The 12380-nt window shown below is 68.2% G+C and carries 10 protein-coding genes; 3 read left to right on the plus strand and 7 right to left on the minus strand.

From position 1 onward, the window contains the following. The first annotated feature begins 50 nt into the window (after positions 1-50). The 3 genes from AC5DRG_RS33185 (at position 51) to AC5DRG_RS33195 (ending at position 4734) form a co-directional block, all read left to right on the plus strand. Positions 51-713 carry a TetR/AcrR family transcriptional regulator gene (locus tag AC5DRG_RS33185; protein ID WP_491803178.1) on the plus strand — a complete coding sequence of 221 codons (663 nt, stop codon included), beginning with the start codon at positions 51-53 and terminating at the stop codon, positions 711-713. A gap of 287 nt (positions 714-1000) precedes the next feature. Continuing rightward, positions 1001-2407, plus strand: a complete 1407-nt coding sequence (locus AC5DRG_RS33190; protein WP_491803179.1) for a glycosyltransferase family 29 protein — start codon at positions 1001-1003, stop codon at positions 2405-2407. After that, positions 2404-4734: a glycosyltransferase gene (locus AC5DRG_RS33195; protein ID WP_491803180.1), complete on the plus strand. Its 2331-nt coding sequence runs from the start codon at positions 2404-2406 to the stop codon at positions 4732-4734. Before AC5DRG_RS33190 ends, AC5DRG_RS33195 begins: the two co-directional genes overlap by 4 nt. Positions 4735-4800: 66 nt before the next feature. Here the strand turns inward: AC5DRG_RS33195 and rox are convergent, their stop codons facing one another. The 7 genes from rox to AC5DRG_RS33230 all read right to left on the minus strand — a co-directional run bounded on the left by rox (position 4801) and on the right by AC5DRG_RS33230 (position 12360). Then, positions 4801-6240: a rifampin monooxygenase gene (gene rox / locus AC5DRG_RS33200; protein ID WP_491803181.1), complete on the minus strand. Its 1440-nt coding sequence runs from the start codon at positions 6238-6240 to the stop codon at positions 4801-4803. 160 nt (positions 6241-6400) lie between these two features. After that, on the minus strand, positions 6401-6847 hold the full coding sequence (locus tag AC5DRG_RS33205; RefSeq protein WP_491803182.1) for a PIN domain-containing protein: 447 nt from the start codon (positions 6845-6847) through the stop codon (positions 6401-6403). After that, positions 6844-7086: a type II toxin-antitoxin system Phd/YefM family antitoxin gene (locus tag AC5DRG_RS33210; RefSeq protein ID WP_328501853.1), complete on the minus strand. Its 243-nt coding sequence runs from the start codon at positions 7084-7086 to the stop codon at positions 6844-6846. The genes AC5DRG_RS33205 and AC5DRG_RS33210 overlap by 4 nt, the downstream gene beginning before the upstream one ends. An 87-nt stretch (positions 7087-7173) precedes the next feature. Continuing rightward, positions 7174-8871: an ArnT family glycosyltransferase gene (locus AC5DRG_RS33215; RefSeq protein ID WP_491803183.1), complete on the minus strand. Its 1698-nt coding sequence runs from the start codon at positions 8869-8871 to the stop codon at positions 7174-7176. Further along, positions 8868-9854, minus strand: a complete 987-nt coding sequence (locus AC5DRG_RS33220) for a hypothetical protein (protein WP_491803185.1) — start codon at positions 9852-9854, stop codon at positions 8868-8870. The genes AC5DRG_RS33215 and AC5DRG_RS33220 overlap by 4 nt, the downstream gene beginning before the upstream one ends. 164 nt (positions 9855-10018) lie before the next feature. Next, positions 10019-11374 (minus strand): alpha-2,8-polysialyltransferase family protein, encoded by a 1356-nt coding sequence (locus AC5DRG_RS33225; protein WP_491803187.1) that lies wholly within the window; start codon positions 11372-11374, stop codon positions 10019-10021. Then, positions 11374-12360 (minus strand): glycosyltransferase family 2 protein, encoded by a 987-nt coding sequence (locus AC5DRG_RS33230; RefSeq protein WP_491803188.1) that lies wholly within the window; start codon positions 12358-12360, stop codon positions 11374-11376. Before AC5DRG_RS33230 ends, AC5DRG_RS33225 begins: the two co-directional genes overlap by 1 nt. Positions 12361-12380 lie beyond the last annotated feature (20 nt).

The raw sequence follows: 12380 nt of genomic DNA on the forward strand, positions 1-12380 counted from the left end.
TAAGTTCCGTCCCCTTCGGAGGATGGCCTTAACGGTGTTAAGTTGTCAAGGTGAATACGGAAGAACGACGGGCACCCCGCGCCCCCCTCGACCGCAAGCGCGTCGCGGACACCGCCCTCAGGCTGCTGAACGACGTCGGTCTGGACGGCCTGAGCCTGCGCGCCATCGCCAAGGAGCTGGACGTCAAGGCGCCCGCCCTGTACTGGCACTTCAAGGACAAACAGGCCCTGCTCGACGAGATGGCCACGGAGATGTACCGCCGGATGATCGCCCAGGGCTCCCTCGACCCGGCCGACACCTGGCAGGAGCGGCTGCTCAAGTCCAACCGCGGGCTGCGCGCGTCGCTGCTCGGCTACCGCGACGGAGCCAAGGTGTTCAGCGGCTCCCGCTTCACCGGCATCGAGCACGCGGAGCAGATGGAGGACAACCTGCGCCTCTTCGCGGCCGCCGGCTTCACCCTCGCCCAGGGAGCGCGCGCGGCCTCGACGACGTACTTTTACACCCTCGGGTTCGTCACCGAGGAGCAAGGCGTCCAGCCCTTGCCCGGCGAGCGCCGTGAGGGATACGACGTGGAGGAGCGGGCCCGGTTGATGGCAGAGTTCCCCCTGTCGGCCGCGGCCGGCGCGGAGATTTTCCTCGACTACGACAGGCATTTCGAGGACGGTCTTGGACTCGTGATCGCCGGGATCGAGGCGCGGTACCGAACGGAATGAGAAGCGGGTGGGAGACGGGGTGCCGAATGGGGCGAAAGGGACTCAGGGCTCGAACACGAGCCCACCATTTGCCCGCAAGTACACGGCGGTTCATCTTCCCGTCGCCTTGGTTTCTTATCGTTCTCCGACTCCCCCCTTGCCTCACACGGCCTGGACGTCGTCGCAATAGCTAGAGCAGGAGAACCATGACGAGGGTTCGCAGTAGATGGTCACGTCCCCGACCCGGAGGTTCCGCGTCGGCACCCTCGGACGGCGGCCCACCGACCGCGCAGGTCACCCCGGCGGATGTGGAGGACTGTCTGCGCGCCTGCGCCGTGCACAGCGGCAAGCTCGTGGGGAGCCTCGACACCAAGCGAATAGCCCTGGCCGAGCAACTGCGCAAGGTGCTCGCCCTCTGGGCCGAGCAGGGGCAGCCCGAGTCGGCGGCGCCCTCCGCGGCCAGCCTGCTGCGGCGCGGCACGAAGGCGGCGGGCGGCGGCGGTCTGAGCAACGAACTGCTCGACCAGCTCCTCACCGTCGCCAACAAGGCGATGGACAGCGGCTATGACGACGAGCTGAACCTGGCCCTGCTCATCAGTGACACGGTCCTGACCGCGCGCAAGAACTCCCGCGCCGGCTGGCGGTTCCGCGGCCGTCTCCTGGAGGCCCTGGGCCGCCCGGACGACTCGGTCGAGGCCTTCGAGAAGTACCTGGCACTGACCACGGAGGACGGCTTCGGCGTCCGCGCCAAGGTCGCCGGTATCCGCGAGGCGCAGAGCAAGCGGGGCGAGCTGCTCAAGCTCCTGGAGCGCGGCACCCCGGCCGCGGCGCAGTTCAGCGCCGGCCCGGCGACCGACGTATGGGCCGAGGGCCTTCAGGCGAACGCCGACGGCGACTGGGACGGCGCGCAGGCCCGGCTGGTCGGTTCGCTCATCGCCATGGACCGCGCGGAGAGCCCCGAGCAGGACTTCCAGGAGGCGCTCAGCCAGTACCTGGACCTCGCGACCGGCATCCAGAGTCGCCCGACGCCCGAGCTGCTCCAGCTCGTCGGCCTCTTCGCCGAGCAGCGCCGCAACCGGATGCGCGGCCCCCTCAACGACCCCCTCTTCGGCGGTCTTGAGTGGCTGAGCCTGGGCGAGTTCCGCAACCAGATCGCGGGCAAGTCGATCTGTCTGATCGCCAACTCCGGCAAGGTCGGCGAGAGTTCGATGGGCGCCGAGATCGACGCCTACGACCTGGTCGTGCGCTTCAACTCGTACAAGATCGACGCGGCCAACACCGGCAAGCGGACCGACATCCACGTCTCCATCCACAAGCACGGCTTCAACTGGGAGAAGCCGGTGCACACCCGGCTCATCTTCGGCGGGATCTCGGGCGACTGGAAGTACTCCCTGCGCAACCGGATCGTGCCCGGCGCCCAGAAGTACATGGGCGACGAGTCGCTGCGCTGGCCCCTGCGCAACATCGGCCGGGTCAGCTCCGAGGTGTGGTCGTCGATCCCGACCACCGGCTTCAACATGCTGTTCCTGCTCGACTTCCTCGACGTCAGCCCCAAGCTCGACCTCATCGGCTTCGACTTCTACGAGAGCGGTGCCTACCGCATCGACGCCGCGATGAAGATGCCCATCACGTCCGTGCACGAATACACCAGCGAGAAGGCGTGGGTCATGGAACGGGCCCAGAGCGTCTCCGGCATGAGGATCTCCCTGCGATGACCGCGACCCGCATATCCAGCGCCCCCGCCCAGGCAGCGGGGGAGTCCGCCAGCGCGCTCACCGGCAAGCGCCGTATCGCCTTCGCCAGCTTCGTCGACGAGAACTACCTGCCCGGGTTCCTCGTCCTGCTGCGCTCGCTGGCGCTGTCCAACCCGGACGTGTGCGAGGACTTCATCGTCCTCCACGACGACCTGCGTCCCTCGTCGATCGCCAAGATCCGCGCCCTGCACCCGCGCATCACCCTGCGCCGCGTCGACGCCGACCACTACGACACGTACGCCAAGGGCGACCAGGAGAACTACCTGGTCCGCAAGGCGTACTTCATCCTCGACGTGTTCCGCATCCGGGACTACGACACCGTCATCACCCTGGACACCGACATGGTCGTCCTCGGTCACCTCGGTGAGCTGCTGAAGCTGCGCGAGGGCCTGGCGGCCGTGCCGCAGTTCTTCTACGGGCAGCACAAGCTCAACAGCGGCCTGCTGGTCATCCAGAAGGAATACCTGAGCGACGAGTTCTGCGCGAAGATCGACAAGGTCGGCCAGTCCGGCGCCTACGAGCTCGACAAGCACGACCAGGGCATCCTGAACGCCGTACTCGACGGCGACTTCGTGCGCATCGACCCGCGCTTCAACTTCGTCAAGCGCCGCCTGTCCGGGGACCTTCCGGTGCCCGAGGACACGGCGATCCTGCACTTCACCGGCCGCCACAAGCCGTGGCAGGGCGGCGAGTCCGGGTACGGCCAGGCGCAGGACCGCTGGGCCGAGTTCGACATCAGCGACGCCGAACTGCAGACCGAGTACTGCACCCGTGGCGGCACCACCCACCGCGACCTGCTCGTGCACTTCGGCACGCCGTACGTGCAGCGCACCGGGGACGTCGACATCGCCCGCCGAATAGCCCTCGCGCACATAGGCGGGGGCGACTACCAATCGGCCGTCGACATCATGGAGCAGGTGCACATACCCATCGACGAGGCCTGGCCGCACGAGGTCTACGGCCACGCCCTGATGAGCGTCTCCCGCTACGACGAGGCCAGGGCCCAGCTCCTGCTGGCCACTTCGGCACCCAACCGGGCCGCCACCGCCTTCGCCCGGCTCGCCCAGATCGAATGGGTCCACGGCAAGGACGACGTCGCGCAGAAGTACGCGATGTCCGGTCTCACCGTCGACCCGACCCACCGGGCCAGCCGCCTCTGGAACCAGCGCACCATGGGCATGCCGGCCCAGCCGGCGGGCGTCCCCGAGGACCAGCTCGCGCACGTCGCGTTCTTCATGGACCGCCAGGGCAACGCCGGCGACAAGCTCCTCCCGGAGAGCGTCCGCCTCGCGTTCAACCCCGACACCACCTCCCGCCGCTGGCTCTCCGTGCACGCCCACCGCCTCTTCGACGAGGAGGCCCTGGAGCGGGTCAACGCCCGCAAGGGTCTGGTCATCGGCGGCGGCGGCCTGTTCATCCCAGACACCATGCCCAACGGCAACAGCGCCTGGCAGTGGAACGTCCCGGACGACCTGATGCGCCGCATCGACGTACCGATCGCGATCTACGCGGTGGGCTTCAACGCCTTCGACGGCCAGTCGTACCGCGCCAACCGCTTCCGCGAGTCGCTGCGCCTGCTGGTGGAGAAGTCGAGCTTCTTCGGCCTGCGCAACTACGGCTCGATCGAGAAGGTCCGTGGCATGCTCCCGGCCCACCTGCACGACAAGGTGCGCTTCCAGCCCTGCCCGACGACGGTGACGCGCCAACTGGTGGACGGCTGGCAGGACCCGGCGGGCCGCGACGACACCATCCTCCTCAACGCGGCGTACGACCGCGCGAGCCTGCGCTTCGGCCACGACTACGCCCACTTCCTCGCGCAGATGGCGGAGGCCTACCGAGGCCTCAGCAAGCTCGCCGAGGTCCAGTGCGTGGCCCACTCGCTGGACGACGAGAAGATGGCGTTCGACCTGCGACGCGAGCACGGCATCTCGATGCCCGTCATCCCGATGTACGACTTCGAGAACGACGAGATCCGCGACCTGTACGCCCGCACCAAGCTGGTCATCGGCATGCGCGGCCACGCCGGAATGATCCCGTTCGGCTGCGGCACGCCCATCATCAGCCTCATCTCGCACCCGAAGATGGCGTACTTCCTGCGCGACATCGAACGCCCCGAGTGGGGCGTCTCGGTCCACGACCGCAACCTCGGCGCGGTGCTGGTGGAGCGGGCGCAGGGCCTGCTCGCCGACCACGCCGCGACGGTCGCGGACGTGCACGGCCGCCAGCAGGAACTGTGGAAGGTGACCGAGGCGAACGCCGCCGATCTCCGCGCCATCCTGGGCGGCTGATTAACCGCTGACGGCATTACCGACGCTCCCGTGGCCTCCTGGTCGCGGGAGCGTCGTCGCTCGCGCTCAACTGACGGCAGACCCAAACCACTTGGCCAGGTGGCCGACCAGATCCTGCTGATCGTCGCCGACCCACGCCACGTGGCCGTCCGGCCGCAACAGCACTGCGGGCGCGTCCAGTTCCTCGCTGACGTCGACGACGTGATCGACCCGGTCTGCCCAGCCGGTCACCGAGAGCTGTCCGGTCTGGTCGAGGAGGAGGCCGCGTCCGTCGTGCATCAGCTCGAAGAGGCGTCCGCGCTTCAGCTGTACGTCCCGCAGTCGCCGGCCGACTAGTTCGTGGCCCTCATCCTCTCCGCCGCCGAAGTCGTAGCGAACGTCGACCGCGGTGATCATCCCGGTCACGTACAGGTTCACCTCCTCGAATTCCATCAGCTTCGAGAACAGCTCCCGCAGGGCGGTCGGACCCGGGTCGGTCCCCAGCAGGGTGATCTGTGCGCGGGTGTTGTCCAGTACGCGGGCGCCCACTGGGTGCCGTTCGGCGTGGTAGGTGTCGAGGAGGCCCTCGGGGGCCCAGCCGTTGACCGCGGCGGCCAACTTCCAGCCGAGGTTGAACGCGTCCTGCACGCCGATGTTGAGCCCCTGGCCGCCGGTCGGTGGGTGGACGTGGGCCGCGTCGCCGGCCAGCAGTGCCCGGCCGACGCGGTAGCGCTCGGCCTGGCGGGTGGCGTCGCCGAAGCGGGACAGCCAGCGGGGCGAGTGGATGCCGAAGTCGGTGCCGGCGACGGCTCGCAGCTGCTGCTTGAACTCGTCGAGGGTCGGCGAGGTCGCACGGTCCTCGGCCACATCGTCGGCGGGCACGCCGATGCGGTACGAGCCGTCCTCCTGGGGGATGGCTCCGAACCGGAGTTGGGTCTTGCGGACCTCCGCGACTACGGTGGCGACCGTCTCCGGATCCTCCGTCAACTCCATGTCACCCAACAGCGTCCAGACCTTGGCGGGCACACCGGGGAAACCGACGCCGAGCAGCTTGCGCACCGTGCTGCGGCCGCCGTCGCACCCGACGAGGTAGCGCGAGCGCAACTGCGTTCCGTCCGCCAGCTCGACGGTCACCTCAGCCTCGTCCTGACTCAACCCGACCACTTCGCAGCCGCGCCGGATCTCGGTGCCGAGTTCGAGGGCACGCTCGTTGAGCAGCCGCTCGGTGACCGGTTGCGGGTGGGCGAGGCCGTACGGGTGCCCCGTGTCCAACCGGTCCGGCCACGGCTTCATGATGCCGCCGAAGAGACCGCCGACCTGGAACTTCTCACTGACCGCGAGGAACCGGTCAAGCATGCCGCGCTGATCCATCACCTCGACACTGCGCGCGTGCAGCCCCTGCCCCCGGGTCTCCTTGGTCGGTTCGGCCAACCTCTCCAACACGACCACGTGCACACCGTGCAGCCGCAACTCGCAGGCCAGCATCAGCCCGGTCGGTCCGCCGCCGACCACAATCACGTCGATCATTAAAAATTCCCCCATAACCGCAGCTCCTGGGCTTCGATGGGAGATTCTGCAGCACCCCCGGGGCCTTGCCGCAAGCCCCCCGGTGCGCTATATGTTGAGAGTGGCAAGGAGTGAGTGACCTCCTTGCCTTTGTTTTTTGAGCGCGACCACTCTCATGCCGCTACATGTCGTCAGGCAGCAGCCGGAACGCGTCGTGCCCGGTCAGTGGACGGACCATACGGAAGTGCTGGTCCGAGGTGAACACGACGTCAGTTCGATAGGCCGCGGCCAGGGCGACGTTCATGGCGTCGGCCATTCCGATGCCCTTGCCACCGTCTGCGTCCGCATACCCTTCCGCGACAGCGATGGCGGAGCTGAGGTGGGGGCCGACTGCCGGCACCTCGAATCGGCGAGTGGCGACGTTGCGTTCGATGAACCGCGCAGCCGTCAGAGCCTTGCGGGCTCCGGCTCTCGATGTGATCAAGTAGTCCAACTCGGCCAACACGAGTGGGGAGATGACGAGGTGGCTGATCGTGGCGAGAGCCTTCTTGTGCGCCTCGTGGCCGGTGAGCTTCGGGTCGAGGAGCCGGTAGAGGGCATTGGTGTCGGCTACGGCGATCAGACTCAAGACCCCATCCCCTTGAGCGTGTCCTCGATCTCCTCGTCGGTCAGGTCGGGAAGCCCGAGGTCGGGGAGTTCGATCTCGCCCATCGGATCGGTGGGGTACGGAGGGATGTCGTCCTCGGAGATCGGCACGACACGTGCGACGGCCACGCCATTCTTGGTGACTGTGACCGTCTCGCCGCGAGCCGCCGCGGCGAGGATCTGCGAGGACTTCTGGTTGAAGTCACGGGCGGTAGCTTCCATGTAGTACATGTTACTACGGTCTGGGTGGTCGCTCCCGTCCCTGTACCGTCGCCCACAGGCAAGATCACGACCTGCAGCTGTGGAGTGTCAAGGGCGGCGATAGATCGTGATCGAGTGGCCGACCTCGTCAACCGCCCTGCTGCTGTCGATCAGCGCGGCCAGTGGGGCCTCTGCCGTGGCGGCCATGGAGTCCGATACGACGAGCAGTCCGTGCACCTTGTCCGGGGAGACCGTCAACGGGTCGGAGGCATGGATGCCGTAGTAGGAGGGCTCGGCGGCGCCCTTGTAGGCCAGCCAGACCGTGTCGTGCGGGTAGCGCTGACGCAGGTGGTCGGCGAGCCGCCCGAGGTCCTGGCCCCAGTCGACGTTCGAGTCGTGCAGCCACAGGTGGCTCTTCGCGGTTCCGCCGAACGCCTCGTTCGCGTACGGCAGGTAGTACGGGTATGTGCTGAGCGAGCTGACGCCGACGAACGCGACCAGCGCCGCCGTCACGGCGTACGCCCATCGCCGCCGGACGGCGATGACGGCCACTGCCGCGACGGCTAGGAAGAACGGCATGAAGATCGCGTACCGGACGCCGAGGTCGCGGTCGCCGGTCATGGCCGCGGCGAGTAGAACGGCCGTGGGCAGTAGCACGTACGGCACCGCGGGCCGCAGTTGCCGGATCGCGCACAGGGCCGCGGCACCGGCCGCCCACAGGGCGAGCATGCCGAGCGGCGTCTTCACCAGCAGGGCGGCCGGCAGGTAGTACCAGCGTGCGCCGTAGTAGGACTTGCCGTAGAGGAAGCCGGCCCGCTCGATCTCCTCCTTGCCGAACTGGATCAGCATCCCGTCCCGGTACTCGCGGGGGAGCGGCAGCCAGTCGGCGGCGATGGCCCGCAGCCCGTGCACCGCCGGCACGTCCGCGGGCATGGTCCAGTTCAGCCGCGGGTCGACGACGAGGTAGGTGGCCCACACCACGGCGACCGCGATCAGCGCCGTCCCGGTCGCCCATACGACGCCGAGTGCGAGCGGTCGCGCCATGCGGCGCGGGGCGTGCCAGGGGGTTTGCCGCGCGGCCAGGACGGACAGCACGGCGAGGAGGAGCACCACGGGAACGGCCGCCAGCGTGTTCATCTTGGTGGCCAGGGCCGCACCGAGCGCCACGCCCGCCAGGGGCAGGTACACCCCTGGGCGTCGGCGCGCCCGCCACGTCAGCCAGACCGACGTCAGCACGAAGCCCGCCGCGGGCACGTCGAGGGTGGCCAGTGACCCGTTGGCGATGACGTCGGGCGAGAAGGCGTACAGCGCGAGCGCGACCAGGGCGCCCACGCGGCCGGTGAGGTCGCGGGCGAACGCGCAGACCACCAGCCCGAACAGCAGCGTCAGGACGATCATCGGCAGGCGGGCCCACAGCAGTAGATGCCCCGGGTCGTTGCCGGTTTCGAACAGCAGGTGGCGTCCGAGCCTGCTCTGGTCGCCGCGGAAGCCGGGTTCGAGGTGCGGGTCGGCGATGAGCACACCGGTCGCGATGATGAGTTTGCCCAGCGGCGGATGCTCCGGGTTGTACCGCAGGCTGTGCTCTTTCAGGTAGACCGTGGCCGTACCGATGTAGACCGGCTCGTCGATGGTGGGAGTCTGCTGCACGGCCGCCGTGACCATGGCGACCGCCATCTGAGCGAGGAGTGCCACGACGGCGAGCGCGAACACCAGCCGCCGGTGTCGGCGCAGCGCCGCGAGACGGCCGGGGAGCCTTCGGGGCTGCCCGGCCGTCTCCGCGGCTCTGTCCGCCAGGGTTTCTGTCACGCCTTTCGGACCAGTCGCTTGAGCCGCCGCTTGATCGCCGAGCCTCGGGGCGTCCCGCGGTCGCCCTCGTACGCCTTGCGCAGCTGCGCGAAGTGGTCCTTGCGGGTGCGGCTCAGGTACTCGTCGTCGACCAGCGGCTTGGCGATGGACCACGCCTGCTTGTGCTTGCCGTCATAGTGGGCGACGAAGGCCTTGGCCAGCTCCAGCACCGACTTGAAGGGGATGCCGCCGGTGTGGTCGCGGTCGATCTGCTCCTGGACCGCCGAGATCAGGGCGAGCTTCTCGTCGTAGGAGAAGCTGTCCTCCGAGATCGCCGTCAGGACGTCCTGCGGGATCGGCTTGACCACCTCGAAGGCGAGTGTGGAGCGGATCGGGGGGCCCGCGATCTCTATGTAGGGGAGCAGGGCGCCCGTGCTGTAATGCAGCCACGGGAGGCGCGGGCCCGCGAAGTCCTGGTGGAGGACTACCGAACCGGGCTGGAGGCGGCTCAGGAAGCGTTCCGACACGCACTTGAAGACCCTTGCCGTCTTCGCGATGTCGATGTGCAGGAATTCGACCGGGGAGTGGTCGTTCGGGTCGGACGTCTGCCAGAGGTCGCCCGCGTGGATCTCCAGGAAGGGGAGGAAGGGGTCCAGGCGGTTCTTGAAGTCGTTCAGGAAGGAGTTGTCGCCCTCCGGTGCCGCGCCCCCGTCGAAGAACTTCTCCGTGGCGAAGGTGCCCTTGCCCACGTGGAAGAAGTCGTACGCGTGCAGCCGGCCCGTCTTCTGGTCGAAGACCGGGCTCTCGCTCAGGCCCATGGCCAGCGCGTACGTCGATCCGCCGCCGCCGGAACCCAGCTCCACCAGTCGGTCCTTGCCCGAGAGGTGGTGACGTCCCAGCAGGTACAGGAACTTCAGCTCCCAGCTGCTCACCTGCGTGTAGGGGAGGTTGTCGGGCAGCTGGACTTCGTCCATGAGCGGGTAGAGCCGGCCGAGCTTCGTCATTGAGTGCCTCACGGGATGGGATTGGTGATGCTTGCGCAGACCATGGGGGCGGCTGTTCGAGATCCTAGGGTCACCAACAGCCACCCCACCATGGATTCAAAGGAGTAACGCGAAGGCGTACCCTTGTTTCCTTTGGCTTTCCCGGGGGTTAACGCTCCATTCGCCTAGCGGCGGACCGCCTTGCGCAGCGCCTTCGCTCGGCGCACCACCCGGCGTGCGGTGGCGCTGCGCGGGAGGAAGCCGAGGCGTTCCGGGATGCCTCCGGGCAGGCCCAGGGACGTCAGGCGGCGGCGCTTGAAGTAGCGGTGGGTGCGCGGGGCGAAGTGCTTCGTCAGGTACGCCTCCGCCGCCGGGCGGAGCGTCGGGTACAGCTGCGGCTGCATCACGAAGCCGACCGTGGTCACCAAGCCGGTCAGAGTGTCGGCCGGGATCCCGTCGCCCTCGCCCCCCGCACCCTCCAGGTCCGGCAGCAGCGCGTCCACCAACGTGAGCGGGACGCGGTTGCTGTTCTGGTACGGCGACAGCCGGTCCAGCAGCGGTTCCGTGCCGATGCGGGCGACGGGAAGGTCGTAGAACGCCCGCGCCGTGAACAGTGCCGTCGAGAAGCAGCCCACGACCAGTCCGGGTCGGCCTCGTTCGAACAGCACCTCCGCCAGTACCGGTGTGTCCAGGACCGTGAGGTCCACTCCCAGCTTCTCCGCCTCGGCCTCAAGTGCGTTGCTGTAGCGGGCCGGTGCGGTCGGGTGCGGCTTGAAGACGATCGCGCGATGGCCCCGGGCCACCGCCCCGCGCATCATCCGCACATGCAGGTCCTCTTCCTCCTCCGCCGAGATGATGCCGAGGGTGGAGAGGTACTGGCCCAGGAGGAGTGCGGCGTTCTCGGGCAGGGGCGCGAGTTCCGGGACCGTCTCCGCCAGGCGGCCCATCACCTTCAGGAACGCCGATGTCGGGACGATGTGCGCCGGCACCTCGAACTCGGTCAGGAGTATCGGGGTGAGGCCCGGCACGAGGTCCAGGTGCAGCAGCCTGCGCACCCGGGTGCCGACCAGGGGGTCGAGCTTGCTGCGGGTGGGGCCGTAGCTCATCAGGCCGTCGGCGTAGACCTGGATGGGCGCCCCGGTGAACACCTGCGCCACCGTCATCGCCGGGCTGACCTGGATGGATTCCAGGATCAGCTCCACCTTGTCGTCCCCGAGGTCCCAGAGCAGGCGCAGATAGCGCTCGAAGAGGGGGAGGTCGTCGGGGCGGGGGATCCAGGCGCCGGGGTGGAAGGGGCGGATCGCCTCGTTGTACGACAGCACCTCGTCGAAGTGGTCGCCCAGGGCGGCGAAGCCGGGCATCTGGTCCACCGACGGCGTGGTCTCCGGGGTCGCGGAGTTGTTGAAGACCAGGAGGAGTCGGCGGTCCGCCGCCTCGAAGCAGTCGGACTCGATCGCGGCGGCCAGGGTGGCGACGCCGTAGAGCGTGGAGGCGCAGAAGATCTGAGTGGTTCTCCGTGTGCTCTGTGTGCTGTGTGACATCAGGCAGCCGCCTTCGCTGTGGTGATCCGGCGCCGCAGCCGCCGCAGTTTGGAGGAGCGCTTCAGGTCCATCGTGTCGAGTACGTCACCGAGCGCGTCCTGCGGCAGACGCTGTATGGCCGCCGCGCTCATCGTCAGCAGCTGCTTGGCGACCTCCGGCTCGAACTTCTCGATGCCGTCGAGGTGGTGGGCGATGATCGCGCAGTAGGTGCGCACCGCCTTGGGCAGGAGGCGGTCGGCGTCCACATCGCCCGCGGTCTCCTCGATCACCTGATCGAAGGCTCGGATGAAGTCGAGTTGACGGACGTCACCGATCTGGGTGAGGGAGGAGGCGACGCCGCGACGGTAGAAGACGCCCAGCAGGTTGACCACGGCGAAGGATTCCGCCTCGCGGTGCAGCTTCCAGATCCACGGCCGGTCCTCGGCGGTGCGCAGTCCGTCGGTGAAGTGCAGCAGCCCCTTGTCGAACAGCCGGCGGTGGTAGGCGCCGGCCCAGGCGTAGGCGTAGTCCACGGAGGTCGTGCGGTCGGCGGGCAGGATCGCGTCGCGCGGGTTCATCACTTCTTCGCGCCGGCCGTGCGGAACACGGTGCACGGTGCGGGCGCGGGCGCTGGTCTGTACGTGGTCGGTGCGGATGAAGTCGCAGCCCAACTCCTCGATCGAGGAGAGGAGTTCGGCAAGATAGCCCGGAGCCAGCCAGTCGTCGCCGTCCAGGAAGGTCAGGTAGTCGCCCTTCGCCGCGTCGAGGCCGGTGTTGCGGGCGGTGGCGAGCCCCCCGTTGACCTCGTGGCGGATGTATGTGACCTCGGCCACATCCGAAAGCTCCTCGGCCGCCCGTTCGAGAATGGCGGGGGTCTCATCCTTCGAATGGTCGTCCACGAGCACGAACTCGAAGTCTCGTCTGGCGTTCATCCGAAGACTTCTGAGGGTGTCCGGGGCGTATTGCTGGACGTTGTAGAACGGCACGATCACGGAGAGCTTTGGCACCTGCGAAAGGCTAGGCGGCC

The organism is Streptomyces sp. JLBG701 (assembly GCF_058544905.1).

What these genes read in the sequence shown, in the direction of transcription:
- AC5DRG_RS33220 (WP_491803185.1), bottom strand. Translation starts at nt 9,854, where the DNA reads ATGACGAAGCTCGGCCGGCTCTACCCGCTCATGGACGAAGTCCAGCTG.
- AC5DRG_RS33195 (WP_491803180.1), top strand. Translation starts at nt 2,404, where the DNA reads ATGACCGCGACCCGCATATCCAGCGCCCCCGCCCAGGCAGCGGGGGAG.
- AC5DRG_RS33225 (WP_491803187.1), bottom strand. Translation starts at nt 11,374, where the DNA reads ATGTCACACAGCACACAGAGCACACGGAGAACCACTCAGATCTTCTGC.
- rox (WP_491803181.1), bottom strand. Translation starts at nt 6,240, where the DNA reads ATGATCGACGTGATTGTGGTCGGCGGCGGACCGACCGGGCTGATGCTG.
- AC5DRG_RS33210 (WP_328501853.1), bottom strand. Translation starts at nt 7,086, where the DNA reads ATGGAAGCTACCGCCCGTGACTTCAACCAGAAGTCCTCGCAGATCCTC.